This window comes from Microbacterium oxydans, assembly GCF_000956405.1.
Lineage (GTDB): Bacteria > Actinomycetota > Actinomycetes > Actinomycetales > Microbacteriaceae > Microbacterium > Microbacterium oxydans_C.
In genome coordinates this window covers 19,757-44,533 of the sequence record NZ_JYIV01000030.1, presented here as the reverse complement: position 1 = coordinate 44,533, position 24,777 = coordinate 19,757, and the positions used below count along the sequence as shown (strand labels likewise).

Below are 24,777 nucleotides of genomic sequence, written 5' to 3'. Positions count from 1 at the left end.
TACTACTTTCTCCCCTTCTCGAAGTATCCCACCATGGGAGCGCGCACATCAAGCGACTTTCGTCCAAGACCCTCAACGGGTGACAGATCGCCGCTGCTGGATGAAGCCGACCACCGAGGGCAGCACGGCACCGAAGAGCACAGCGAGAGCCACCCCGAGGAGCGTCTCCAGCGCGCGCTCAGCGAATCGCTCCCCCGGGGATTCCGGCGAAGTCGACATGATCAACGTCAGCGCGAGGAACGTCGTGAAGCCGGGGACCACGTACCATCTGCTCTCTTGGATGGCGCAGGTGCATCCGACGACCGCTCCAACCACGAGACCGGTGACGAGACCGCCCGGCGCGAGGACGGCGAGACCCGCTGCCGCGAAGGCTCCGATCAACACAGAGGTTGCGCGGCCGATACTGCGCGCGATCAGCTGCCCTCTGACCGGACGCATGACGAGGAGCACCGCGCCCGTCGCCCACCCCACATGCTCGAGATCGAGGACGAACCCGATCGAAGCCGCCAGCGCCGCGGCCATACCCAGCAGGATCCCGTAGATCCAGAGGGCGCGCCCACGAGGCAGAGGGCTCGCGGCCCGCGCCCGCTCATCGCGCTCGGGCCAGAGCAAGGAGACCAGCCACGCGTACACGGAGCCGCCGGCGATGCAGGCGGCGAATGCTCCTGTCGACGATGACCACGAGAAGCTCAGCCCGATCCCCATCATCGGCAGCACCAGAACGAGGATCAACTGTCCGATGCGACCCCGCGGGGCGTTGAGGCTCGCGACGATCGCAAGTCCGAACACCGCGACGACGGCGACCACGGGCCATTCCGTCAGCAGCGCTCCGAGAAGCAGGCCGATCGCGCTGAGGGTACCGACGACGGGGATCGTGGTGCGCGCTCTCCTGCGTGGCGGGAGGCCGAAGGCGGCGGCGGGTATCACGCCGATCCCGAGCGCGACACCGAGCGTCGGATGGAAGGGAGCGACGAGCATCGCCGGCGCGGCGAACAGCAGGCCGAGGCCGAACCTCGACCACCGCCACGTCAACCCGGCACCGTCACCCATCCGTCTCTCCGTCAGCCCTACTTACGGGCTCCCTGTTCCGCGGCCACGACACCGTCATGCACGGATCCGTGCACGCGACCCTGGGACTCGAGCCCGAGGAACCAGGGCGTCCGCCGTGCGACTGCGGCCGCCCGCGGGGGAAGACCCGCGATGTGCAGCACGACGCCGAGTTGAGCCAGCTCGCCGTCGAGGTTCTCCAGGGCGTCGATGACCGTGATCGTCATCACCTCCTGCTGCGTCAGGCCGAGCACGAGCGCGCGGACCGGTTGCCCCTGGTCGCCGACCTGCGCGAGGATCTCCCTCTCGTTCGCCATGGCGTTCGCCGTGTACAGTCCTCGTTCGAGTCGAAGCCCCAGTGCGTCACCGACCCGCTCGTCGACCGTCACCTTTGGAACGTTGATTTCACGAAGCACCAGGATCAGCGTCACGACCACCCCGACCGCCACGGCCGGGAGGAGGCCGGCAGTGAGTCCGAGGATCGCCACCGCCAGGGCGATCCAGAAGTCCACGGGACTGATCCGCGCCCACCGCACGAGCTCGGGAATGTTGATGAGCCCCGCGACGGCGACGAACACCATCGCAGCCAGCGTCGCCTCCGGCAGCAGGCTGAGCACAGGACCCAGGAAGAGCGCGACGAGGACGGCGAGCACCACGGTGACCAGGGTCGCCACCTGGGAGCGCGCCCCCGCACTCTGGTTCACCGCGCTCTGCGAGAAGCCTCCCGCGGCTGGCATCGTGCCGAAGAACGCGCCGACCGTGTTCGCCGCGCCGGTCGCGAACAGCTCCTGGTCGCTGTCGATCTGAGGTTCGCTCGCCGCCCGCAGACTGCGCGCGACGGCCGCGGACTCCAGGAACGCCATCACGGCGATGGCGAGGGCGCCGGGCACGAGGACGACCGTCTGCGAGAAGTCGGGCACGCCCGGAACGGGGAGCCCGCTCGGCACCGGGGCGATGAGGTCGACGCCGTAGCGATCCAGACCGGCGAGGGCGACCAGGAGGATCCCGGCGACCACCACGACGAGTGTGCCCGGCACACGCTGAGCGAACCGCTTGAGCACGACGATCACGAGGATCGAGCCGGCAGACAGCGCGACCGTCGGCCAGTTCACGCTGTCGAAGGCCTGTGCCACCGCACCGAGCGACCTGAGGAATCCATGACCGGAGAAGTTGTAGCTCTCGCCCAGCAGCTTCGGCAGCTGTCCGACGGCGACCGTCGCGCCGACACCGATCTTCAAGCCGAGAACAGTGGCTCCGCTGATGTTCTCCACGAGCGAGCCGAGGCGACAGAGCCGAGCGAGGAGCAGGACCACACCCACGAGCAGCGTCAGCATCATGAGCGACCCGATCGCGTCGTCGGATCCCGCGGCGACTCCCACGGACACCAGGGTCGTCGCGGTGAGGGTCGCGATCGTCGAGGTCGTCGACACACTCATGGCGCGGCTTCCGCCGAGGAACGCATAGACCAGCATCGGCAGGATGCAGGTGTAGAGACCGACCTGCACGGGGAGGTTGGCGATCGTCGCATACGCCATCCCCTGCGGGATCACGACAGCTCCAGCGGACAGGCCTGCGACGATGTCACGGAGCACCCACTCGCGGCGGTACCCCTCGACCGTGCTGAACAGCCATGGGGGTCTTCTCGTCGCGGTCATCCGCTTCTCCGTCCTCCGGTCGTCAGAAGCGTACTGCCGGGTGGTGCACGGATCGAGCTATCGCACGATCGGCTCACCCTGGTGAACTCCCGGCGACATCGGTGCGCGCCCGTACGGGGTCGCACCGACCATTGCGTTGTGCACAATCGAATCGCGTGACATGCTTTGATCGTGCCCTTGACCGACGAGATGCTGTGCTTCTCCCTGTACTCGGCCGCACGTGCCACGACGCAGGCCTACCGGAAACTGCTCGCCCCGTGGGGGCTGACCTATCCGCAGTACCTCGTGCTCGCCGCGCTCTGGCTCGACGGCGATCAGACCATCGGATCTCTGGGCGAGGTGATGCGCCTGGATTCCGGCACGCTGTCCCCGCTCGTGCGGCGGCTGGAACAGGCCGGCCTCGTGACCAGGACCCGCAGCCGTGACGACGAGCGCGTGGTGACCGTGACGCTCACCGACAAGGGGCAGCAGCTGCGATCCGAGGTGGCGCCCATCCACACCACCATCGCGTCGATCTCCGGGCTGCAGGATGACGAGACCCGCAGGCGGCTCGTCGCCGAACTGCACGACATCACCGAACGTCTCCAGACGACCACGACCGAGCTCGCCGACGCCCACCAGGGCGACCACCACTGATCACACCCCAGAGAGAGAACGGAATCGCCATGCGTGCACTCATCCACCCCACCTTCGGAGCTCCGGAGGAAGTCCTCCGGGTCGAAGACCGCCCGCTGCCGGAACCGGGCGAAGGCCAGGTCCGCCTGCGGGTCGTGCTCTCCCCCATCCACAACCACGACCTGTGGACCGTCCGTGGCACGTACGGCTTCAAACCCGAGCTCCCCGCCGCATCGGGAACCGAGGCTCTCGGCGTCGTCGACGCGCTCGGCGCAGGAGTCGAGCACCTCGAAGTCGGCCAGCGCGTCGCCACCGGCGGCACCTTCGGCGCCTGGGCCGAGTACATCGTGACGAATGCCGCCGGGCTCGTTCCGATCCCCGACGGCCTTCCGGATGAGACGGCGGCACAGCTGGTCTCGATGCCGTTCAGCGCGATCACGCTGCTCGACTTCCTGGATGTGCAGCCCGGCGCCTGGATCGTGCAGAACGCCGCGAACGGAGCCGTCGGACGTATGCTCGCGCAGCTCGGCTCGGCACGGGGAGTGAACGTCGTCGGCCTGGTGCGTCGCACCGCAGGGGTCGACGAGCTCCGCGCACAAGGCATCGACAGGATCGTCGCGACCGATCAGCCCGATTGGAAGGAGCAGGTCGAAGCCCTCACCGGAGGTGCACCGATCGCTGCCGGCGTCGACTCCGTAGGTGGCGCATCCGCCGGGCAGGTGCTCTCGCTGCTCGCGGAAGGCGGCACTCTGGTCGCATTCGGCGCGATGGACTCCCCCACCATGGAGATCGCCTCCTCCGACGTGATCTTCAAGCAGGCCACGGTGAAGGGCTTCTGGGGCAGCAAGGTGATCCCGGGCCTCGATCAGACCACCCGCAGCGCACTGTTCGGCGAACTCTTCCAGCGCCTCACCGACGGCAGCCTGACACTACCGGTGGCCGGCACCTTCGACGCTGCCGACATCAGCGCAGCCGTGCGAGCCAGCGACACACCGGGTCGTGTCGGCAAGGTGCTGCTGCGCTTCTGAGCCCGACTCACCAGGGGCTTTCGAATGTCGGCGGCCCGGAGCAGAGTATCTCCATGGACATCACACTCACGCAGCCGGAGGGGCTCGTCGTGAGCCCCGCGTTCAGCCATGTGGCCGTCGTGCCGCCGGGAGCGACGACGATCTACGTCGGCGGGCAGAACGGTGTCGACGCCTCCGGAGCCATCGTCTCGAGCGATGCCGGCGAGCAGTCGGCACGCGCCGTCGAGAATGCCAGGGTCGCGCTCGAGTCCGTCGGCGCCGGCCTCGACGATGTGATCAGCTGGACCGTGCTGATCCACCAGGACGCGGATCTGCGCGCGGCCTACGGCGCGGTCGCCTCGCGGCTGGCACGGGAAGGCGCCCCGCCCCTCGTCACCGCAGCGCTCGTGGCGGGCCTCGGAGTCCCCGGCGCCCTGATCGAGGTGAGTGCCGTCGCGGCTGTGCTCCGGCCCTGATCCGGCGACGCGCGACCTCGTCGCGCCGGGGGTCAGATTCTCCCCCGCACCGGCGTGCGCTCGACGCCGTCGTCCTCCGGTGCTGTCATCTCCGCACGGACACCGAGCAGCCGCACCTCGCGCTGCGGGTCGAGTGCTTCGGCGAGCGCGGCGGCAGCCGTGACGAACTCCTGACGGTCCGTGGTCGGTGTGGAGAGCTTGCGGCCGAAGGTCTTGGTCTCGAACGGGGCGTATCGCACCTTGAGGTGCACTCGGACGACCGGTCGCCCCTCTGCCGCGCAGTCGTCGAACGCATGGGCGGCGAGATCGCGGACCGCCGCGTCGATCTGCGCCGCGGTCGTGAGGTTCTCCTGATAGGTCGTCTCGCGACTGTGGCTCCGGGCGACCCACGGCTTGTCGTCGACGGTGCTCGGACCGATCCCGGAGCCCAGTCCGTGATACCAGACGCCCATCCGCGGACCGAACTCCGTCACGAGGGTCTGCTCATCGGCATCGGCGAGATCACGCACGGTCGAGATGCCATGGGCCGCCAGACGTTTCTGCACCTTCGGCCCGACACCCCACAGGTCGCGCGTCGGCTTGTCCCCCATCACCTCGAACCAGTTGTCGGCGGTGAGGCGGAAGACGCCGCCGGGCTTGCCGAACTCCGTGGCGATCTTCGCTCGGACCTTATTGTCCCCGATTCCCACGGAGCAGTGCAGCCGTGTCGCCTCGAACACCGCCTCCTGCGCGGACGAGGCCACCGTCTCGGGAGAGTCCGTCTGCACGCCGAGAAAGCACTCGTCCCATCCCACCACCTCGAGCACGACGTCCGGCACCGCACGGAGAGCCGCCATGACCTCGTCGGACGCCAGTGCGTAGGCTTCGCGATCGACCGGGAGGAACACGGCATCGTCCGGCGCCTTCCGCGCGGCGATCTTCAGCGGCATGCCCGAGCCGATGCCGAACGCACGGGCTTCGTAGGACGCAGTCGACACCACCGCCCGCTCGGTGGGATCGCCGCGTCCACCCACGATCACCGGGCGACCGGCCAGCTCCGGTCTGCGCAGCACCTCGACCGCGGCGATGAACTGATCCATGTCCACGTGCAGCACCCAGTCGGCCATGCAACGAGTGTGACCGGTGCCGACGCGGATGTCATCCCTCGGACGTCACCGGATCGCGATACCGATCGCTGTGGCCACGACGGCCAGCAACGGCAGAGTGCCCTGCATCGCTGCAGCACGCACCTTCGTGCGGTCGGAGAGCACGAGCACGAGCGCGGCGGCCAGCATCATCCCGGTTCCGGCGAAGACGAGCGTGAGCCCCGTCGTCTCGGCACCGACGATCACGAAACCGATGCCGAGCAGGGCGGTCAGGGCGAGGAAGAGGTTATAGAAACCCTGGTTGAAGGCCAGCTGCTTCATGGTGACGGCGTCGGCCTCGCTGGCGACGCCGAAGATCTTCCTCGTCTCGGGCTCGGTCCACCGCAACGACTCGAGCGCGAAGATGAACACGTGGAAGGCCGCAGCTGCGGCGGCGAGGACGAGACCGACGATGAGCATGGGCTGATTCTTCCGTTCCCGAGGGCCGGGAGCAAGCCGCGCCGCCTCGGCGTCATCGACGCTCCCGTCACACGAGGAAGATCGGGATGAGTCCAGGGTTGTGCGCGTGCACGAGAACCGCGAACACCACCGCATCGAAGAGCAGGTGCACCGTCACGACGTAGGCGAGCGAATGCGTGCGGAGGAAGATGTATCCCTGCAGGAGGGCGAACGGGATCGTCAACAGAGGACCCCACTCCCGGTAGCCCAGCTCCCACAGGAACGAGACGAACACGATCGCCTGCAGGATGTTCGCGACGAGGTCGGGGAAGTGTCGGCGGAGCAGCGCGAAGACGGTGCAGATGAAGAACAGCTCATCCCAGATGCCCACGGCTCCGACCCCGACGAACAGACGGGCGATGAGGTCGGGAGTGTCCACGACAGGCCAGTTCTGGTACACGCCGCTGGTGATGAAGTAGAAGGGCAGGATCAGCCAGCCCAAGACGAGCACCGCCACGAGCCAGCCCCATTGCAGCCGCCCCCAACGCTTGTGGGTGCGCCATGGGAAGCCGATCGCTCGGTCACGGTAGACGAACCTCGAGACCACGTAGGGCACCGCGACCGCGCCACCCAAGGCGAGCGTGAACCGCAGCATCGCGAGATTGTCGAGCTCCGCTGCGAGCGGGATGACGCTCACGATCAGGAGCCCGATCGCGATCAGGGAGAGATCCCGCGTGAGCGAGGGCTCACGGGGCTCCCCTGGCCGTGCGACACGACCCTCACCGCGACGGTGCTCGACGAGGCCGGCGACCGCGATCCCCGCGGCGAGAAGCGCCCAGCCGAGCCACGGAACCTCCAGCACGAAGAATGCCGGGGCGGCGACGCAGACGAGCAGCGCAGGAAGGAACCCGGCCCGCGACGCCGTGCCGCGCCGCACATCTGTCACGCGCGGGTCCTGCGCCGGTAGACGAGATCGCGGATGTCCCGCCCCTTCGCGATGCCCTTGCGCTCGAACGCGGTCATGACGCGACCGTCGAATCGCTCTGCCCACTCCCCCTCGAACGCGCGCTCGAACAGTGGATCCGCGTCGAGCACATCGCGCATCTGCAAGGCGTAGTCCTCCCAGTCGGTCGCGAGCCTGAGCAGACCGCCGTCACGAAGCGCTCGCGCCGCGGTCTCACCGAACCCAGGCCTCACCAGGCGCCGCTTGGTGTGCTTCTTCTTGTGCCACGGGTCGGGGAAGAAGATCCACACCTCGCGCGCGGCCGCCTCCGGGAGGAAAGACGACAGGACCTCCGGTGCATTCGCCTCGACGACACGCAGGTTGCGGGCGCCCTCCCTGTCGGCGTCGAGCATGGTTCTCGCCAGGCCCGCGCGGAACACCTCGACGGCGAGGAAGTCGTCTTCGGGGCGCGACGATGCCGCGGCGACGATCGCGTGTCCCTGGCCCGAGCCGATCTCCACGTAGAGGTCAGCGGCGCGCCCGTACTCGGCCGCGGGGTCCAGGCGCGCCTCGGGATGCACGGAGGTCCACGCGACGTCTCGGGGAACGTCGAGCAGATAGTGCGGGCCGAGCTCGGCGAAGGCGCGCTCCTGCGCGTCGGACATCCGGCCGCTGCGGCGCACGAACGACACCGGCTCGTCTCGGAAGGTACGGGGTTCGGGCATGATTCCAGGGTAGCCGTCGGCATCCATCGCTCCGGCGCCCGTCGCCGCCGGGCTCAGGCCGGCGGGGCGGTGACGAAGTCGATGAGCTCCTCGACCCGGCCCAGCAGCGCCGGTTCCAGGTCCCGGTAGGTCGTGACCTTCGAGAGGATGTGCTGCCACGCGCGCGCGATGTCGGCCCGCGTCTCATGGGGCCAGCCGAAGGCGCGGCAGATGCCGACCTTCCACTCGATGCCGCGCGGGATCTCCGGCCACTTCGCGATCCCGAGTGCTCGTGGCGTCACGCACTGCCAGACGTCGACGAACGGATGGCCGACGATGCGCAGATGGCGCCCGTGCGGACCGCGAGCGACCGCGTCGGCGATGCGTGATTCCTTCGACCCAGGGACGAGGTGGTCCACAAGCACGCCGTAACGTCTCTTCGCACTGGGTGGCTCGGCGGCCAGCAGGTCATCGAGGAGGTCGACGCCCTGAAGGAACTCGACGACCACGCCCTCGACTCTCAGGTCGGCGCCCCACACCTTCTCGACGAGTTCGGCGTCGTGCCTGCCCTCGACGAGGATCCGGCTGGGCAGGGCGACGCGGGCGCGCTGATCGGCCACCACGAAAGATCCGGATGCCGTGCGCCTGCGTCCCTGGTCGGCAGCGGCGGGGACGGTCAGTCGCACCGGAGCGCCGTCGATCAGGAACCCGCCGCCGAGGGGGAACAGACGCCGACGTCCGACGCGATCCTCCAGCTCGACGTTGCCGCCCTGAACGCGCGTGACAGCCCCGCAGAAGCCGTCGTCGGCGACCTCCACCACGAGATCCACCTCCGCCGCGACCTGAGGCACCTTCTTCGCGCCGCGCTCGCGCCAGCCCGCCGCGAGCACATCGGAACCGTACATGTCGTCCATGCCTTCCAGCGTATGTGCCTCCGCTGAGGGCGAACGGCGAACCGGTGCCGAGTGCTGTCGCGTGTCGGACCCAGTGCATAGACTCGTGGCATGGGGCTCGGCTGCCGGTCGGAGGGAACACGATGACGAAACGGTGGCTGACGATGGCCGCACTCACCCTCGCCGTGATCACCGGTGCTCTCAGCACGTCTGCGGCATCTGCCACCGATCCGCTCACGCTCGATGCCGGCTACGTCACCGACCAGGCAGGCGTGCTGAGCGCCGACGAGGAAGCCACCGTCGAAGCCCGGCTCCAAGAGCTGACCGACAACTCGAGCGCCGACCTGTTCGTGGTCCTCGTCGACGATTTCACCAACCCCTCCGACAATGTGCAGTGGGCCGACACCGTCGCGCAGAACAACAACCTCGGTACCGAGCAGTACCTCCTCGCGATCGCGGTCGACGGGCGCAGCTACTACATCTCGGCTGCCCCCGACGGTCCGGTGAGCTTCGGCCAGCTCGACAGCATCGAGGACAAGATGGTCCCCTTCGCCGCGGACGGCGACTGGGTCGGGGCCATCACCCTCGCCGCCGACGAGATCCAGGGCGACGGGGGTGCGGGTGCGCTCCGCATCGGGCTGGTCGTCGTCGCCATCATCGTGATCGCGATGCTCGTATGGCTCGTCGTCGCGCTGGTGCGCCGAGCCCGCCGCAAGGCCGAGATCCGCGAACGCGGTGCCATGCCGGAGACGCCTGATCCCGCCGACCCGTTCTCCACCCTCACCGATCAGCAGGTCGAGACGCAGGCAGGACTCGCTCTCGTGCAGGCGGACGACGCCATCACGTCGAGCCGGGAGGAGCTCGGCTTCGCGGTCGCACAGTTCGGCGATGCGGCCACCGAGGAGTTCACGCGCGTCGTCGACGCGGCGAAGGCGAAGATCACCGAGGCCTTCGACCTGAGGCAGAAGCTCGACGACGAGATCGAGGATTCGATCCACGACCGCCGTGCGTGGCACATACGCATCATCCGGATCGCGGACGAGATCGACGACATCCTCGACGACAACACTGCCGCGTTCGACGAGCTCCGAAAGCTCGAGCAGAACGCTCCGCAGGAGCTCGAACGCGTCCGCGGCGAGCGTGCCGCGCTCGATGCTGCCCTCGCCTCTGCGGCGCCGGCCCTCGACGCACTCTCCTCCACGTACGCCCCCGCGGCCCTCGCCACCGTCGCCGACAACCCCGTGCAGGCACGCGAACGGGCCGACCTCGCGGATCGGTCCATCGACGCAGCGGCGCGGGCCATCGCGGCCGGGCGTTCGGGTGAGGCGGCGTTCGCGATCCGCACGGCAGAGCAGTCCGTCGCGCAGGCCGCGCAGCTCGCGCAGGCGGTGACCACGCTGGGAGCGGAGCTGTCGACGATCGAGGCCCGGTCTCGAGCTCTCATCGCCGAGCTGCAGGGCGACCTGGCGGCCGCGCAGCAGCTGCCGGACCCCGCCGGCACGATCGCCGCGGCTGCCTCCGCCACCGCCCAGCAGCTCGGGGCGGCACAGGCAGACCTGAGCGGCACCGCCCGCGATCCGCAGCGCGTGCTCGAGGCTCTCACCGCCGCGAACACGCAGATCGATGCCGCGATCGCCCAGGGCAGGGAAGGCATCGAACGTGCCCGCAGAGTGCAACAGCTGCTGGAGCAGACCCTCACACAGGCGAGCTCCGAGATCCGCGCGGCTCGGGACTTCATCGAGACCCGTCGGGGAACGGTGGGCTCCACCGCGCGCACACGCCTCGCGAACGCGGAGGCGAGTCTCTCGCAGGCGCTGAACCTGCGGGCCACCGACCCCGACGCCGCGCTGGCGGAGGCGAATCGTGCGCTCGCTCTGGCAGGGCAGGCCACATCGGCCGCGCAGTCGGATGTGCAGGCGTACAACCCTTCCGGCTACGACCAGGGCGGCTTCGGCGGCCCGTTCGGCGGATCCGGATCCTCGTCGGGCGGGTCAGGACTCGGCGGCGACATCCTCGGAGGCATCATCGGAGGACTGCTCGCGGGTGGAGGCGGCGGTTCCTCCCGGCGAGGCGGCAGCAGCGGATGGCGCTCCTCCGGTGGAGGCTTCCGCAGCTCCGGGTTCGGAGGCGGCTCGCGCAGCAGCGGCCGCAGCGGTCGATCGGGAGGTAGACGCTTCTGATCCCCCACACAGACATGTACGACAAGCTCTCGAAGACGCCCTCTGAAAGGAATCACGCATGACCAAGCAGTCCATCTTCGGACGTATCTCGACCCTCGTCCGCGCGAACATCAACTCCCTCCTGGACTCTGCGGAAGACCCGCAGAAGATGATCGACCAGCTCGTCCGCGACTACACGAACAGCATCGCCGACGCCGAGTCCGCGATCGCGGAGACCATCGGCAACCTGCGCCTGCTCGAGCGCGATCACGAGGAAGACGTCCAGGCCTCGACCGAGTGGGGCAACAAGGCACTCGCCGCGAGCCGCAAGGCCGACGAGATGCGCGCGAGCGGCAACACGGCCGACGCGGACAAGTTCGACAACCTCGCCAAGATCGCTCTGCAGCGTCAGATCAGCGCCGAGCGCGAGGCCACCGGTGCAGAGCCGCAGATCGCCGCGCAGACCGAGATCGTCGACAAGCTCAAGAGCGGCTTGAACGGCATGAAGGACAAGCTGGTCGAGCTCAAGAACAAGCGCAGCGAACTCCTCGCCCGCGCGAAGGTCGCCGAGGCGCAGACCCGGGTTCAGGACGCGGTGGGCTCGATCAACGTGCTCGACCCCACCAGCGAGCTGGGCCGGTTCGAGGACAAGGTCCGCCGCCAGGAGGCCATCGCTCAGGGCAAGATCGAGCTCGCGGCGTCGAGCCTCGATGCGCAGTTCGAGAGCCTGGAAGATCTCGGCGAGCTGACCGAGGTCGAAGCGCGTCTGGCCGAGCTCAAGGCCGGTGGCAGCGCTCCCCGCCAGGCCATCGAAGGCAACTGAACCACCCGGCGGATGCCCCGGTCTCGTACCGGGGCATCCGCCCTCTCTTCTTCGGAGGCACGCATGGTGCGATTCCTGGTCATCCCGCAGTGGCAGGGCTCTCCCGCAGCACGCGCGATGCTCCTCACGGACGGCGCTGCGGCGATCGCCGGTGATCTCCCCCGGGCTGCGACGACCGTCCTCGACGTGCCCGTAGAGGCCGGCGAGTCCCTGGGAACGGGTGTTCGCCGTCTGAGCGCTCTGCTGCGCACTCGCGAGCTCGTGCACGGGCACATCGACTCCGACACCGTGGTGATCGGAGGCGACTGCAGCGTCACCGTCGCGGCTCTCGATGCACTGCCGGGCGGAACCGACGATCTTGCCGTGGTGTGGTGCGACGCGCATGCCGACATGCACACGCCAGACACCTCCCCCTCCGGCGCGTTCTCGGGCATGGCGCTGCGGGCGGTGCTCGGCGAAGGCGAGGAGCAGCTCGTTCTCTCGCCCTCGATTCCCGCCGACCGGGTCGTCACCGTCGGCATCCGCAACCTCGACGAGGCGGAGGTCGACCAGATCGCTCCACTGACGAACCTCTCGGTCGACGACCTCGCACGCCCCGACGCACTGCTCGACGCGGTGCGCGCGACCGGGGCGTCACGGGTCTGGGTGCACATCGACGTCGACGTGCTCGATCCGTCCGAGTTCGCCGGCGTATCGTCGTCGGTGCCGTTCGGCCTGTCCCCCGCCGCGCTGAGCGCCGCCATCCGCGCACTGCGCACCGAGGTGCCGCTCGCGGGCGCGACCATCGCAGGTTTCGCGCCGAGGTCACCGGCCGATGCCGTCGACGACCTCGGGGCGCTGCTGCGGCTGGTGGGAGCAGTGGCATGACGACCGCGCCGGACTGGAGATCGGCGGCAGAGGCGGCGCTCGCCCGGGGGCGACGCTTCGACCGCCGCATCCCTTCCTTCCTGCTGCGCTCCCCGATCAGCTACCTGGGCTACCTGTGGGGCACGTCCGTCGGCTGGCTGTGGGGATCGCTGTGGAGCACGGGACCCGTCGAACGGCGGGCGGGGCTGTGGATCTTCCGCGGAATGCCGGGGTGGACGTTCAATCGCGGCGGGGTGTGCGTCGGCGGCTGCTTCCTGACCGGAGACGTGCGACCGAGCGATGCCGTGCTCCGTCACGAGGCCGTGCACAAGCAGCAGTGGCTCCGGTACGGGTTCCTGATGCCGATCCTGTACTTCCTCGCGGGGCGTGACCCCCTGCGCAACCGCTTCGAGATCGAGGCAGGGCTCGAAGACGGCAACTACGTTCGCCGGACACGCTGACCACACGACGTCCTCTGGGCACAGGTCGGATCAGGGCTGTCCGCAACGGGAACTCGGGTCAGCGGTCGGCGGGCAGCAGACCGAAGCGCTCGGGCGTGCGGATCAGCGCCGGCGAGATCTCCAGCGAACCGGTCAGATGCTCCACGATGTCGGCCGTGCCGAGGAAGCCACCGAGCAGAGTGACGTGCGTCTCGATCTCGTCGTCGCACATCATCTCGTCCGCCCAGGCGCAGGTCGCGCGGGCCAGCGCCTGACCCGGCGCGCAGGCGCGGCTGCTTCCGGGAGCGCCGGAGCGCTGCTCACGAGCGAGCCAGGTGACCGTCATGCGACCCGGAGCCTCGATGACGCCGATGTCGGCGACCGCCGGCACCTCGATGAAGATGCGCCCGGATGAGCACAACGGCAGCGTCGCCAGGAACACTTCGAGTTCTGTGAGCGAGTTCTCGTCGGCCGTCACCAGGTGATGGGAGCGCTGACGTGCGGCGCGCCGTTCAGCGCGCGTGCCGCGGGTCTCGATCGAGGTGTTCATCGTGTCTTCATCGTACACCAAGTGAAGGCTTGCCTAACCTTGCATGAGCTGGGCGGCGATCAGGCGTGATGGGGCTCGACGAGGGCGACGGCCAGCGCCGCCAGCTCGGCATCGGTCATCCCCTGCGCGCGCAGATACCCGGCAGCTGAGCCCCACCGTTCATCGACCCGGGCGAGCAGACGGCGCATCACGGGCGCGGGTGACTGCGTGGCCAGGGCCAGCGCGTGCACGGCGTCGGGGTGCTGCGTGCGCAGATACTCGGCCATCCAGCGGGTGCGCTGAGCCGGCAGCTGGGACTCGGTGAGCGCGTAGTCGGCGATGACCGCCTCCCTGTCGGCGCCCACGGCGGAGAGCGCGAGGGCGACGGTCACGCCCGTCCGGTCCTTGCCGACGGTGCAGTGCACGAGCGTGCGCTCGCTCACGGCGATGATGCGGATGGCTGCGACGAGCCGTTCCCCGCTCTCTTCGAGGAGGTGGAGATAGAGGTCGTCGAGACTGGTGTCGGCCTCGAAGAAGGATCGAACCGATCCGAGGAACAACGGAAGGTGCGTGGTGTCCGGCCCGACGATCTCCGACGGCTCGGCGGCGACCTCCTCGCCGTCTCGCAGGTCGACGATGTGCGCGACACGCGCACGAAGCGCGGCAGCACCCGCCGTGGTCGCCCCGGAGAGCTGGCCGGAGCGCAGGAGCACACCGGAGCGGATCCGACCTCCCTCTGCCGGCATTCCCCCCACATCGCGGACGTTGGAGACGCCTTCGACGTCGAGGATCGTCATCCCGCCGCCTGCTGTGTTCGCGGAGGCACCGGGTAGCGGCCCGCGATCACGATCCTGTTGAAGGCGTTGATCGAGACGCAGGCCCAGCTGAGCGCCGCGTACTCCTTCTCGGTGAAGACGCTTCCGACCTGGTCGTACACCTCGTCGGAGATCCCGTCCTCCGAGATGAACGTGAAGGCTTCGGCGAGTTCGAGGGCGGCGCGCTCCCGCTCACTGAACACGCCGCTCTCGCGCCAGGTGGGGATCTGCGTCAGGGTGTCGGCGTCGACACCCGCCGCCACCGCCCTGTCGACGTGGATCCGCGCACAAAAGGCACAGCCGTTGAGCTGCGAGCAGTGGATCATGACGAGCTCTTTGAGACGTTCGTCGATGCCGTTGTCCGCGCAGATCTGGCCCACGGTCTTCGAGAACGCATCAAGCGCCTGGTACGCGGCCGGCTCGGTCTTGGACAGGTGCACACGCGTCTCGCTCATGACTCCATGATATTCGGCGGACGACGCGGAAGCTCTCATGCCGGCGAACCCGACCCGGGACCATACTGCACACCAGGAAGCGTAACTCTTGGACACATTGCGCTATCGAATGTCATATCTAATTGTCACACTGCTCCCGCATTTCCTGCGACTCTCCCCGAGGGCGCAGAATGTGGAGGTGGCGATCGACAACAGCGAGTTCAGCTATCTTCCCGCACAGGCCGAAGCGCTCGGTGTCCCGGTTCCTCCGGTCACGCGCCTCTCCCTCCCCCTCTCCGATGGACGCACCCTGAGCGCCCTGCGTTTCGGCAGCGAGGCACCGCGCGTGACATTGCTCCACGGTGCCGGCTTGAACGCCCACACCTGGGACACGACCTCGCTCGCACTGCAGCAGCCCCTGCTCGCGATCGATCTCGCCGGACACGGCGACTCGTCGTGGCGAGACGACGTCGACTACACGCCGCGCACCCTCGCTCGCGATGTGGCCGCTGCGCTCGACGCGTGGGCCGCAGAACCGCAGATCGTCGTCGGGCAGTCGCTCGGCGGGCTCACGGGAGCCGCTCTGGCGGCAGCGCGACCGGATCTGGTGTCCGAGCTCATCGTCGTCGACATCACACCGGGCATCGACGTGACCGCAGGCCCTGCGGCACTGCGCGAGTTCTACGCCGGCCCGACCGACTTCGCGTCACGCGACGAGCTCGTCGACAAGGCGATCTCACTCGGGTTCGGCGGGTCGCGGCCCGAGACCGAACGCGGTGTCTTCCTGAACACGCGGGTGCGCGCGGACGGGCGGGTGGAGTGGAAGCATCACTTCGCTCACCTCGCCGCCCAGGCCCTTGCCGCCCACGACCCCGACTCCCCGACCGCACCGTCCGTGCTGCACGAGACGGGTTGGGATGACCTGGCCGCGGTCACCGTACCGCTCACCCTGGTCCGCGCCGCACGAGGCTTCGTGAGCGAAGCCGACGCCGTCGAGCTCCAACGGCGCGTCCCTGCGGCTGAGGTGGTCGTCCTCGACGCCACTCACAACGTGCAGGAGACGGCTCCCGTCGCCCTCGCCGCGCTGATCGACGCCGCCGTACCCTCCCACGGAATATGACGTTCCGTTCCACACTCGACCCCGACACCGCCGCACATCCCTAGGCTCGATTCCACGGCACACAGCAGTTGCCGCACCGAGAGGAAACACTCATGTTCCGACGCACCCGACGTCTCGCGCTGATATCCGCCCTCGCGGCCACCGCCGTCATCCTCAGCGCCTGCTCCGGCACCACCGAGCCGGAGACCAGCAGCGCGCCCGGCGCCCCCGACCCGAGCGCCACTCTCCACGTCGGCCTCGTCCTCGAGCCCACCAACCTCGACATCCGCCACACCAGCGGGGCGGCACTCGAGCAGATCCTGATCGACAACATCTACGAGGGACTCGTCACGCGCACGCAGGACAACGAGATCGAGGGCCGTCTCGCCTCCGACTACAAGGTATCCTCCGACGGTCTCACCTACACGTTCACCCTCAACGACGGCGTGGTCTTCCACGACGGCACGCCCCTGACGTCGGCGGACGTCGTCTCGTCGTACGAGACCGTGCGCACCGACGCCACCGTCCAGGGCAACGCGGACTTCGCCTCCGTCACGGCCATCACGGCACCGGATCCGACCACGGTCGAGATCACCCTGTCGGCTCCGAACCAGAACTTCCTCTTCGCGCTCACCGGCCCGGCCGGTCTCGTCTTCAAGACCGGCGACACCACCGACCTGAAGACCGCCGAGAACGGCACCGGCCCGTTCACGCTGACGCGCTGGAACAAGGGAAGCACGATCACCTTCGCCCGCAACGACGCCTACTGGGGCGACGCTGCCGGGGTGGCCCAGGTCGAGTTCCAGTACATCCCCGACTTCACGGCCGGCGTCAACGCGGCACTCGCGGGCGACGTCGACGTGCTGACAGCCGTCGACCCGAACCTCGCGCCTCAGCTCGAGGACTCCGGGGACTTCACTCTCACCGCGGGGCGCACGACCGACAAGGCCACACTCGCCTTCAACAACAAGAAGGCCCCGCTCGACGACGTGCGCGTGCGTGAGGCCCTTCGCCTCGCCATCGACCATGACGCACTCATCGACGCGGTCGGTGCCGGGACGGCGCTGTACGGGCCCATCCCCGAGCTCGACCCGGGCTACGAGGACCTGTCGGACGTCATCTCCTACGACCCGGAGAAGGCGAAGAAGCTCCTCGCGGAGGCGGGCCAGGAGGACCTCGAGCTGACTCTCACGATCCCCTCCTTCTACGGCACGACCGTGCCCAAGGTGCTGATCTCGGACTTCAAGAAGGTCGGCGTGACGCTCGAGGTGAACTCGGTCGAGTTCCCGACGTGGCTGGAAGACGTGTACACGAACCACGACTACGACCTCAGCTTCGTGCTGCACGTCGAGCCGCGCGACTTCGGCAACTTCGCCAACCCCGACTACTACTTCGGCTACGACAACGCCGAGGTGCAGGATCTGTACACGAAGGCTCTGGCCGAGGTCGACCCCGACAAATCCGCCGATCTGCTCGCACAGGCCGCGCGCATCGTCTCGGAGGACCACGCCGCCGACTGGCTCTACAACGGAGAGACCATCACCGCGGTGAGCCCCATCGTGTCCGGCTTCCCCGAAGACTCGATCAACTCCCGCATCAACCTCACGGGCGTCACCGTCTCCGCTGAGAAGTAGCGAGCGGTCGCACGCGTCGTGATCCGCTATGCCCTCGTCCGAGGAGCCCTGCTCATCGCAGGGCTCCTCGTGTCGAGTGTGCTCATCTTCCTCACGCTGCGTGTCTTCCCCGGTGACGTCGCACAGCTGATCGCCGGCACGCAGGCCTCCCCCACCGAGGTCGATGCACTCCGCGAATCCCTTGGCCTGAATCGCCCGCTCCTCGCCCAGTACACGGACTGGATCGGCGGCATCTTCCGCGGCGATCTCGGCACGTCCCTGCTGTCCGGCGCCTCGGTCGGCGAGGAGATCCTCCTCAAGGCCCAGGTCACCGTCCCGCTCGGCGCCATGTCGCTCCTGATCGCCGTCGTCATCGCCGTGCCGTTCGGCATCCTCGCCGCCCTGCTCCGCAACCGACGAGGGGGGACCGCGCTCAGCGTCGGCGCACAGGCCCTCGCCGCCGTCCCCGTCGTGTGGGCAGGCATGATGCTGATCGTGGTGTTCTCGGTATGGCTGGGCTGGCTTCCTCCTCAAGGCTTCCCGCGCACCGGCTGGTCCACCCCGGGGAAGGCGATCGAGTCCCTGCTGCTCCCGGCCCTGACGATCGGGATCGTCGAGGGCGCGATGCTCATGCGGTTCGTGCGCAGCGCGACCCTGCAAGCTGCCGGCCAGGACTTCGTGCGCACCGCCGCCGCCAAGGGCCTCACCCGCACCCGAGCGCTCATCCAGCACGGCATCCCCGCCGTGGGCCTCTCCATCATCACCGTGCTCGGGCTCCAGGTCGCCGGCATCATCGTCGGGTCGGTCGTGATCGAGCAGCTGTTCACCCTGCCGGGGATCGGTCGCATGCTCGTGGCCGATGTCGGCACGCGCGACCTGATCAAGGTGCAGAGCGAGCTGCTCGTGCTGACCGGTTTCGTATTGGTCGTCGGCTTCCTGGTGGATCTCCTGCACCGTGCGATCGATCCTCGACAGCGGGAGTCCGCATGAATCCGCGCTGGCTCGCCCGTCTGTGGGACACCTCCACAGGACGCTTCGGCATCGTCGTCGTCCTGGTGATCGTCGTGACCGCGCTGATCTCGCTCTTCTGGACGCCTTTCGATCCGCAGGCCTCGGACATCGGCGATCGGTGGCTTCCGCCGAGCTGGCCTCACCTCCTCGGCACCGACGACACCGGGCGCGACATCCTGAGCCTGCTGATGGCGGGCGCACGCACGACGGTGTTCGTGAGCGTCGGGGCCGGCATCGTCGCCACCGTGGTGGGGATCGCCCTGGCCGCGCTCGGGGCACTCACCGCGCGGTGGATGCGGGAGACCGTCGCCGTGCTCGTCGACATCCTGATCGCGTTCCCCGTGCTGCTGATCGCCATGATGATCTCCTCGGTCTGGGGAGGGTCGCTGTGGGTCGTGATCTGGGCGGTCGGCATCGGCTTCGGCGTCAACATCGCGAGGGTCACCCGACCGGAGCTGCGCCGCGTGCAGCAGAGCGACTTCGTCCTCGCAGCCAGAGCTGCCGGACTTACTCCGCCGCAGAGCCTGGTGCGCCATCTGCTGCCGAACGTGGCCCCCGTCTTCATCGTGCAGTTGTCGTGGTCGATGGCCGTCGCCGTGCTCGCGGAGGCCGGCCTGTCGTATCTGGGTTTCGGCGCCTCGGTCGTCGACCCCAGCTGGGGTCTGCTGCTCGCCGACCTGCAGCGCTACATCGGAGTGCATCCGCTGTCGGTCATCTGGCCGGGACTCACCATCACGATCACGGTGCTCGCGCTCAACCTGCTGGGCGACGGTCTGCGCGAGGCGACGGATCCGACCCTGCGACACCGAGCCGCAGAGATCCACACCCCGGCGGTGGTCGCATGAGCCTTTCCGTGCAGGACCTGGTGATCGAGGTCGACGGACGGCCGGTGGTCGACGGCGTCTCCTTCGATGTCCCGGATGGCGCCCGACTCGGACTGATCGGCGAATCCGGCTCGGGGAAGTCTCTCACCGCCCTCGCCGTGCTGGGGCTGCTCCCCGACGGTGCGACCGCGAGGGGCAGCATCCGGTGGAACGGGACCGAACTGATCGGGATGCCCGACCGCGAGCTCGCCCGCCTTCGAGGGGACGAGATCGGCATCGTGTTCCAAGAGCCCCGCACCGCGCTCAACCCGATCAGGACCGTCGGCCGCCAGATCGCGGAGTCGGTCCGCATCCACGAGGGCCTCGGACGCCGCGAGGCGAGGGAACGGGCGATCGCGGAGGCAGCGCGGGTGCGCCTGCCCGACCCGGAGTCGATCGTCGACCGGTACCCGCACCAGCTCTCCGGCGGTCAGCGCCAGCGCGTCGCCATCGCGATGGCGCTCGCCTGCCGTCCGCGTCTGCTCATCGCGGATGAGCCGACCACCGCGTTGGACGTCACGATTCAGGCGGAGATCCTCTCCCTGCTGCTGGCGCTGGTCACGGACGAGGGCATGTCACTGGTCTTCATCACGCATGACCTCGCCGTGCTCGCTCAGGTCGCGACCGACGGCGTCGTGCTCGAACACGGCAAGGTGGTCGAAGCCGCGCCCGTCTCCACCCTGCTGTCGAAGCCCTCTTCTCCGATCACCCAGGGACTGCTGCGTGATGCGACGGCCACGCTGTGGCGTCCGGACGGGGGCACCGCATGAGCTTGATCGAAGCACGAGGCCTCGCCAGGGACTTCTTCGCCCCGAAGCGCACCGCTTTCGAACGTGCCCGCACCGTCACCGCGCTGGCACCCACCGATCTCGACATCGTCGAAGGGTCATCGGTCGGCATCATCGGCGAGTCGGGATCGGGCAAGTCGACCCTGGTGCGGCTGCTGCTGGGGCTCGACCGTCCGACATCAGGTTCCGTCGCGGTGGGCGGCCGTCTCGTGGATGCCTCCGCCTCCGCGAGATCCCTGCACTGGTTGCGGCGGGAGACGGGGCTGGTGTTCCAGGATCCGTACGCGTCGCTCGATCCCCGCATGACGGCGGGACAGATCGTCCGCGAACCGCTGTGGGCCCTCGGCGTCGAAGGTGACCATCGCGCGCGCGTCCGCGAGGTGCTGGCTCAGGTGGGACTCCAACCGGACATGGCCGACCGCTACCCCCACGAGTTCTCCGGCGGGCAGCGCCAGCGGATCGCGCTCGCGAGGGCGATCGTCCACGGCCCCCGGATCCTGGTCGGCGACGAACCGCTGTCCGCGCTGGATGTGACGGTGCGCGCACAGATCCTCGACCTGCTGATCGAGCTGCGACGCACGAGCGACCTCACACTCGTCCTCGTGTCCCACGACATCGGCGTGGTGCAGAACCTCTGCGACACGGTCGTCGTGATGAAGGACGGACACATCGTCGAACGCGGCTCGACGAGCGATGTGCTCCTGCACCCGACGCAGGACTATACGCGAAGGCTGCTCGCGGCGATCCCCGTCATCCCGACCACGCCCGAAGGTTGAACGGCCAGGGTGGCTAGGGCCACTCCCTTCAGCGTCGTGCGCCGAACAGCTTTCCTCGGCGCCGTCCCGTCGGAGTGAGCACCCGGCGCATGTAGACGGTGCCGAGGTCCCTGCCGAACTTGTAGCCGACGCGACCCATCCGTCCTGCTTCGACGAATCCGAGCTTCTCGTGCAGCCGGATCGAGGCCTCAGCCCCGTGATCGCTGATGACTGCGACCATCTCACGCAGTCCGATCTGCTCGCACGCGTCGATGAGCGCCTGCAGCAGGGCCGCGCCGAGTCCCTTGCCCCCGGCGCCTGGACCCAGGTAGATCGAGTCCTCGACCGTGTACTTGTACGCGTTCTTCCCCGCCCACGGCTGCGCGAGCGCATAGCCCATGACCTCGCCCCCCGGGGATACCGCCACGAGGAATGGAAGCTGCAGCCTGGTCAGCAGCGCGTACTTCTCGCGCCAGTAGGGGATGCTGCTAGGCCGCTCGTCGAGAGTCACGGCCGAGTTGCTCACGAAGTGGTTGTAGATCTCACGCACGTGCGGCAGATCCGCCGGGCGGACCGGGCGGATCGCATAGGAGAAGACCTCGGGTGCCGGCGCTGGTCGGAGATGGCGCGGGAGAACGCGGCGACGGTCCCCCGGCTCGAACTGCATGCGCTCAGCTTAGGGAGGGAGAGCCTTCCCCAGCCACCCGCCAGTCCACCGCCGTGGAACCTTGCTCCTCGAGGAGGGCGTTGGCGCGGGAGAACGGTCGCGACCCGAAGAAGCCACGACTGGCGGAGAGCGGCGAGGGGTGTGCGGAGGCGATCACCGGCGTCTCGCCCAGGAGCGGTTGCAGGTTCGCCGCGTCCTTGCCCCACAGGATCGCGACGAGCGGCTGATCGCGGGCGACGAGGGCACGGATGGCGAGCTCCGTGACCTTCTCCCACCCCCAGCCGCGGTGCGACGCCGCCGCGCCGGGACGCACGGTGAGTACCCGGTTGAGCAGGAGCACGCCCTGCTCGCTCCACGCGGTGAGATCTCCGTGCGGGGCAGGCGGAAGGCCGAGATCGCTCTCGCGCTCCTTGTAGATGTTCGCGAGGCTGCGGGGCAGCGGGCGCACGTCGCGGTCCACGGCGAACGACAGGCCGATGGGGTGCCCCAGCGTGGGGTACGGATCCTGTCCCGTGATCAGGACACGCACGTCCGACAGGGGCTGCTGGAACGCTCGGAGCACATGAGCCCCCGCCGGCAGGTAGTCGCGACCCGCTTCCTGTTCAGCACGCAGGCGCTCCCCCAGGCCGGTGATCGTGTCCTGCACCGGGGCCAATGCCTCGGCCCAGCCCGCGTCGATCCGCCCGTCCGCGGCGAGCTGTGCGAGAGTCTGCGCCATCGTCAGTCGATCGCCGACCGCACACGCAGCGGTCCGCGGGCGAGCAGGTGCTGCGCGGACTGCGCGACAGGGCGCATCGTGATCAGGTCGAGATTCACGTGGCCGGGAGACTCCAGGGCGTACGCGATCACATCGGCCACGTCATCGGCCACGAGCGGCGCTTCGACACCGGCATACACGGCCTCGGCAGCCACGGAGTCACCGCCGAGACGATTGAGGGTGAACTCCTCGGTGTGCACCATTCCCGGAGCCACCTCGACCACGCGGATCGGCTCGCCGTTGAGCTCCTGACGGAGCACTTTGACCAGCATCGCCTCCGCTGCCTTCGCCGCGTTGTATCCCGCACCCCCGGCATAGGCGGTCTGCGCGGCAGTGGAGGTGACGAAGACCGTATCGGCATGGCCGTCAACGGCGGCAGCGCGACGGAGAAGCGGGAGCAGGCCGGCGACGAGACGCTGGCTGGCCAGCACGTTCGCGTCGAACATCCACTGCCAGTCCTCGACCGACGCGTTCTCGATGCGATCGGTGCCTCGCGCGCCACCGGCGACTTGGACGAGTGCGTGCACCGGGCCCGACCGCGCGATCTCTTCCACGAGAGCCTCGACGGCCGACGAATCGGTCAGGTCACAGGCGATGGCGGAAGCCCCGGTCTCCGCGGCGAGCGCGGCCAGCCGATCCGCGCGGCGTGCCACCCCCACGACGTCCCACCCCCTGGCACGGAGCGCGCGCACCGTCGCCGCGCCGATGCCCGAACTCGCACCTGTCACCACTGCTCGTCTGTTCGCCATGCCTCCACCGTACGGCGTTCTCCGTGGATTGCGAGCTCCCCCACGGCGCTGTCGTGGAACCCTCCCGCCGCGTGATTCCGGGCCTGCACTGTGTTACGTCACATTTCCCACCTGTTGTTGACAGGCTCCGATATTCCGTACTGTCGCTGAAACGGCATCCGCCATCCGACCTTCCGACCACTTCTGGGGGAATCACATGTCCGCACCCGAGTCCTGGCGCTTCGAGACCAAGCAGATCCACTCCGGCGCCGCCCCCGACCCGGTCACCAAGGCGCGTGCCACGCCGATCTACCAGACCACCTCCTACGTGTTCGACAGCGCCGACCACGCGGCCAACCTCTTCGCCCTCGCGGAGTTCGGCAACATCTACACCCGCATCCAGAACCCGACGCAGGACGTGCTCGAGCAGCGTCTCGCCGCACTCGAAGGCGGCACCGGGGCGCTCGTGCTCGCAAGCGGCCAGGCGGCATCGACCTTCGCGATCCTCAACATCGCCCAGGCCGGCGACCACTTCGTGGCGTCGAGCTCGATCTACGGCGGCACCTACAACCTCTTCAAGTACACGCTGGCGAAGCTCGGCATCGAGGTCACCTTCGTCGAGAACCAGGACGACGCCGAGGAGTGGCGTCGCGCGGTCCGTCCGAACACGAAGCTGTTCTTCGCGGAGACGATCGGCAACCCGCAGATCAACATCCTCGACATCCGCACCGTCGCCGACATCGCCCACGAGAGCGGCGTCCCGCTCATCGTCGACAACACGATCGCGACCCCGTACCTGATCCGCCCGTTCGAACACGGCGCCGACATCGTCGTGCACTCGGTCACGAAGTTCCTCGGCGGCCACGGCACGACCATCGGCGGCGTCATCATCGACGGCGGGAAGTTCGAGTGGTCGAAGCACGTCGACACCTTCCCCGGTCTCACGGTGCCCGACCCCTCGTACCACGGCGCCAGCTACACGGCTGCCGTGGGCGACCCGCTCGCGTACATCATCAAGGCACGCGTGCAGCTGCTGCGCGACCTCGGTTCGGCGATCGCACCGCAGAGCGCCTGGAACCTCATCCAGGGTGTCGAGACCCTCTCCCTGCGCATCGAGCGCCACGTGCAGAACGCGCAGGAGATCGCCGAGTGGCTGGACGGCCGTGACGACGTCGCGACCGTCAACTACTCGGGCCTGCCGTCGTCGCCGTGGTACGCCAAGGCGAACGAGTACGCCCCCAAGGGCGTCGGCGCCGTGCTGTCGTTCGAGCTGAAGGGCGGCGTCGAGGCCGGTCGCGAGTTCGTGAACAGCCTGTCGCTGTTCAGCCACCTCGCCAACATCGGCGACGTGCGCTCGCTCGTCATCCACCCGGCGTCCACCACCCACGCGCAGCTGACGCCCGAGCAGCAGCTGACCGCCGGCGTGACTCCGGGCCTCGTCCGTCTCTCCGTCGGCATCGAGAACGTCGACGACCTCAAGGCCGACCTCGAGCAGGCACTCGCCGCAGCACGTGCCATCTCGGAGGCCGCCCGCGCCTGACCCCGCACCGACGTCGATGCCCCGGAGCCCTGTGTTCCGGGGCATCT

General features: G+C 68.6%; 27 protein-coding genes. 14 read left to right on the top strand and 13 right to left on the bottom strand.

The window, feature by feature from the left end; all coding sequences use genetic code 11:
- Positions 1-72: 72 nt before the first annotated feature.
- On the bottom strand, positions 73-1,050 hold the full coding sequence (locus RN51_RS15620; protein ID WP_045264977.1) for an FUSC family protein: 978 nt from the start codon (positions 1,048-1,050) through the stop codon (positions 73-75).
- A gap of 17 nt (positions 1,051-1,067) precedes the next feature.
- Positions 1,068-2,702, bottom strand: coding sequence for a SulP family inorganic anion transporter (locus RN51_RS15615; RefSeq protein WP_045264976.1), 1,635 nt, complete (start codon positions 2,700-2,702; stop codon positions 1,068-1,070).
- A gap of 171 nt (positions 2,703-2,873) precedes the next feature.
- Here RN51_RS15615 and RN51_RS15610 point away from each other — a divergent pair, with 171 nt between their 5' ends.
- Genes RN51_RS15610 through RN51_RS15600 form a run of 3 tightly spaced genes read left to right on the top strand, consistent with a single transcriptional unit; the run spans position 2,874 to position 4,800 of the window.
- Positions 2,874-3,338, top strand: coding sequence for a MarR family winged helix-turn-helix transcriptional regulator (locus RN51_RS15610; RefSeq protein WP_231579322.1), 465 nt, complete (start codon positions 2,874-2,876; stop codon positions 3,336-3,338).
- Between the two features lie 29 nt (positions 3,339-3,367).
- On the top strand, positions 3,368-4,345 hold the full coding sequence (locus tag RN51_RS15605; RefSeq protein WP_045264975.1) for a zinc-binding dehydrogenase: 978 nt from the start codon (positions 3,368-3,370) through the stop codon (positions 4,343-4,345).
- Between the two features lie 53 nt (positions 4,346-4,398).
- Complete coding sequence (locus RN51_RS15600; protein ID WP_045264974.1) at positions 4,399-4,800, top strand: RidA family protein; 402 nt, start codon at positions 4,399-4,401, stop codon at positions 4,798-4,800.
- A 32-nt stretch (positions 4,801-4,832) separates the two neighbouring features.
- On the opposite strand, the gene RN51_RS15595 is transcribed toward RN51_RS15600, so the two are convergent.
- The 5 genes from RN51_RS15595 to RN51_RS15575 form a co-directional block, all read right to left on the bottom strand.
- Positions 4,833-5,906 carry a DNA polymerase IV gene (locus RN51_RS15595; RefSeq protein ID WP_045264973.1) on the bottom strand — a complete coding sequence of 358 codons (1,074 nt, stop codon included), beginning with the start codon at positions 5,904-5,906 and terminating at the stop codon, positions 4,833-4,835.
- 45 nt (positions 5,907-5,951) lie between these two features.
- Positions 5,952-6,344 (bottom strand): DUF1304 domain-containing protein, encoded by a 393-nt coding sequence (locus tag RN51_RS15590; protein WP_045264972.1) that lies wholly within the window; start codon positions 6,342-6,344, stop codon positions 5,952-5,954.
- A gap of 67 nt (positions 6,345-6,411) precedes the next feature.
- A complete protein-coding gene (locus tag RN51_RS15585) occupies positions 6,412-7,269 on the bottom strand; it encodes a CPBP family intramembrane glutamic endopeptidase (RefSeq protein WP_045264971.1) in 858 nt (285 codons plus the stop codon).
- The gene (gene trmB / locus RN51_RS15580; RefSeq protein WP_045265351.1) at positions 7,266-7,991 is read right to left on the bottom strand and encodes a tRNA (guanosine(46)-N7)-methyltransferase TrmB; all 726 of its coding nucleotides are present in this window, start codon (positions 7,989-7,991) and stop codon (positions 7,266-7,268) included. Before trmB ends, RN51_RS15585 begins: the two co-directional genes overlap by 4 nt.
- 53 nt (positions 7,992-8,044) lie before the next feature.
- Complete coding sequence (locus RN51_RS15575) at positions 8,045-8,884, bottom strand: DUF3097 domain-containing protein (protein WP_045264970.1); 840 nt, start codon at positions 8,882-8,884, stop codon at positions 8,045-8,047.
- Positions 8,885-9,006: 122 nt separating this feature from the next.
- Here RN51_RS15575 and RN51_RS15570 point away from each other — a divergent pair, with 122 nt between their 5' ends.
- The 4 genes from RN51_RS15570 to RN51_RS15555 all read left to right on the top strand — a co-directional run bounded on the left by RN51_RS15570 (position 9,007) and on the right by RN51_RS15555 (position 13,152).
- Positions 9,007-11,043 carry a TPM domain-containing protein gene (locus RN51_RS15570; protein ID WP_045264969.1) on the top strand — a complete coding sequence of 679 codons (2,037 nt, stop codon included), beginning with the start codon at positions 9,007-9,009 and terminating at the stop codon, positions 11,041-11,043.
- 58 nt (positions 11,044-11,101) lie between these two features.
- The gene (locus RN51_RS15565) at positions 11,102-11,845 is read left to right on the top strand and encodes a PspA/IM30 family protein (protein ID WP_045264968.1); all 744 of its coding nucleotides are present in this window, start codon (positions 11,102-11,104) and stop codon (positions 11,843-11,845) included.
- Between the two features lie 63 nt (positions 11,846-11,908).
- Positions 11,909-12,712, top strand: coding sequence for an arginase family protein (locus RN51_RS15560; RefSeq protein ID WP_045264967.1), 804 nt, complete (start codon positions 11,909-11,911; stop codon positions 12,710-12,712).
- On the top strand, positions 12,709-13,152 hold the full coding sequence (locus tag RN51_RS15555; protein ID WP_045264966.1) for a hypothetical protein: 444 nt from the start codon (positions 12,709-12,711) through the stop codon (positions 13,150-13,152). The genes RN51_RS15560 and RN51_RS15555 overlap by 4 nt, the downstream gene beginning before the upstream one ends.
- Before the next feature lie 58 nt (positions 13,153-13,210).
- Here the strand turns inward: RN51_RS15555 and RN51_RS15550 are convergent, their stop codons facing one another.
- Genes RN51_RS15550 through RN51_RS15540 form a run of 3 tightly spaced genes read right to left on the bottom strand, consistent with a single transcriptional unit; the run spans position 13,211 to position 14,930 of the window.
- Positions 13,211-13,681 carry an SIP domain-containing protein gene (locus tag RN51_RS15550; RefSeq protein WP_045264965.1) on the bottom strand — a complete coding sequence of 157 codons (471 nt, stop codon included), beginning with the start codon at positions 13,679-13,681 and terminating at the stop codon, positions 13,211-13,213.
- Positions 13,682-13,740: 59 nt separating this feature from the next.
- A complete protein-coding gene (locus RN51_RS15545; RefSeq protein WP_045264964.1) occupies positions 13,741-14,457 on the bottom strand; it encodes a tyrosine-protein phosphatase in 717 nt (238 codons plus the stop codon).
- Positions 14,454-14,930, bottom strand: a complete 477-nt coding sequence (locus RN51_RS15540; RefSeq protein WP_045264963.1) for a carboxymuconolactone decarboxylase family protein — start codon at positions 14,928-14,930, stop codon at positions 14,454-14,456. Before RN51_RS15540 ends, RN51_RS15545 begins: the two co-directional genes overlap by 4 nt.
- A gap of 172 nt (positions 14,931-15,102) precedes the next feature.
- On the opposite strand from RN51_RS15540, the gene RN51_RS15535 reads away from it, so the two are divergent.
- The 6 genes from RN51_RS15535 to RN51_RS15510 all read left to right on the top strand — a co-directional run bounded on the left by RN51_RS15535 (position 15,103) and on the right by RN51_RS15510 (position 21,059).
- Complete coding sequence (locus tag RN51_RS15535; protein ID WP_045264962.1) at positions 15,103-16,029, top strand: alpha/beta fold hydrolase; 927 nt, start codon at positions 15,103-15,105, stop codon at positions 16,027-16,029.
- Between the two features lie 92 nt (positions 16,030-16,121).
- Positions 16,122-17,642 (top strand): ABC transporter substrate-binding protein, encoded by a 1,521-nt coding sequence (locus tag RN51_RS15530; RefSeq protein WP_045264961.1) that lies wholly within the window; start codon positions 16,122-16,124, stop codon positions 17,640-17,642.
- An 18-nt stretch (positions 17,643-17,660) separates the two neighbouring features.
- Entirely contained in the window at positions 17,661-18,611 is a 951-nt protein-coding gene (locus RN51_RS15525; protein WP_045264960.1) for an ABC transporter permease, read from the top strand.
- Positions 18,608-19,477, top strand: coding sequence for an ABC transporter permease (locus RN51_RS15520; protein ID WP_045264959.1), 870 nt, complete (start codon positions 18,608-18,610; stop codon positions 19,475-19,477). The genes RN51_RS15525 and RN51_RS15520 overlap by 4 nt, the downstream gene beginning before the upstream one ends.
- On the top strand, positions 19,474-20,265 hold the full coding sequence (locus RN51_RS15515) for an ATP-binding cassette domain-containing protein (RefSeq protein ID WP_045264958.1): 792 nt from the start codon (positions 19,474-19,476) through the stop codon (positions 20,263-20,265). Before RN51_RS15520 ends, RN51_RS15515 begins: the two co-directional genes overlap by 4 nt.
- The gene (locus tag RN51_RS15510; RefSeq protein ID WP_045264957.1) at positions 20,262-21,059 is read left to right on the top strand and encodes an ABC transporter ATP-binding protein; all 798 of its coding nucleotides are present in this window, start codon (positions 20,262-20,264) and stop codon (positions 21,057-21,059) included. Before RN51_RS15515 ends, RN51_RS15510 begins: the two co-directional genes overlap by 4 nt.
- 28 nt (positions 21,060-21,087) lie before the next feature.
- Here the strand turns inward: RN51_RS15510 and RN51_RS15505 are convergent, their stop codons facing one another.
- Genes RN51_RS15505 through RN51_RS15495 form a run of 3 tightly spaced genes read right to left on the bottom strand, consistent with a single transcriptional unit; the run spans position 21,088 to position 23,211 of the window.
- Positions 21,088-21,705, bottom strand: a complete 618-nt coding sequence (locus RN51_RS15505; protein WP_045264956.1) for a GNAT family N-acetyltransferase — start codon at positions 21,703-21,705, stop codon at positions 21,088-21,090.
- Positions 21,706-21,709: 4 nt separating this feature from the next.
- Complete coding sequence (locus RN51_RS15500; RefSeq protein ID WP_045264955.1) at positions 21,710-22,423, bottom strand: uracil-DNA glycosylase; 714 nt, start codon at positions 22,421-22,423, stop codon at positions 21,710-21,712.
- Between the two features lie 2 nt (positions 22,424-22,425).
- On the bottom strand, positions 22,426-23,211 hold the full coding sequence (locus RN51_RS15495; RefSeq protein WP_045264954.1) for an SDR family oxidoreductase: 786 nt from the start codon (positions 23,209-23,211) through the stop codon (positions 22,426-22,428).
- A gap of 196 nt (positions 23,212-23,407) precedes the next feature.
- On the opposite strand from RN51_RS15495, the gene RN51_RS15490 reads away from it, so the two are divergent.
- Positions 23,408-24,730 carry a bifunctional o-acetylhomoserine/o-acetylserine sulfhydrylase gene (locus RN51_RS15490; protein ID WP_045264953.1) on the top strand — a complete coding sequence of 441 codons (1,323 nt, stop codon included), beginning with the start codon at positions 23,408-23,410 and terminating at the stop codon, positions 24,728-24,730.
- The last annotated feature ends 47 nt before the right edge of the window (positions 24,731-24,777 follow it).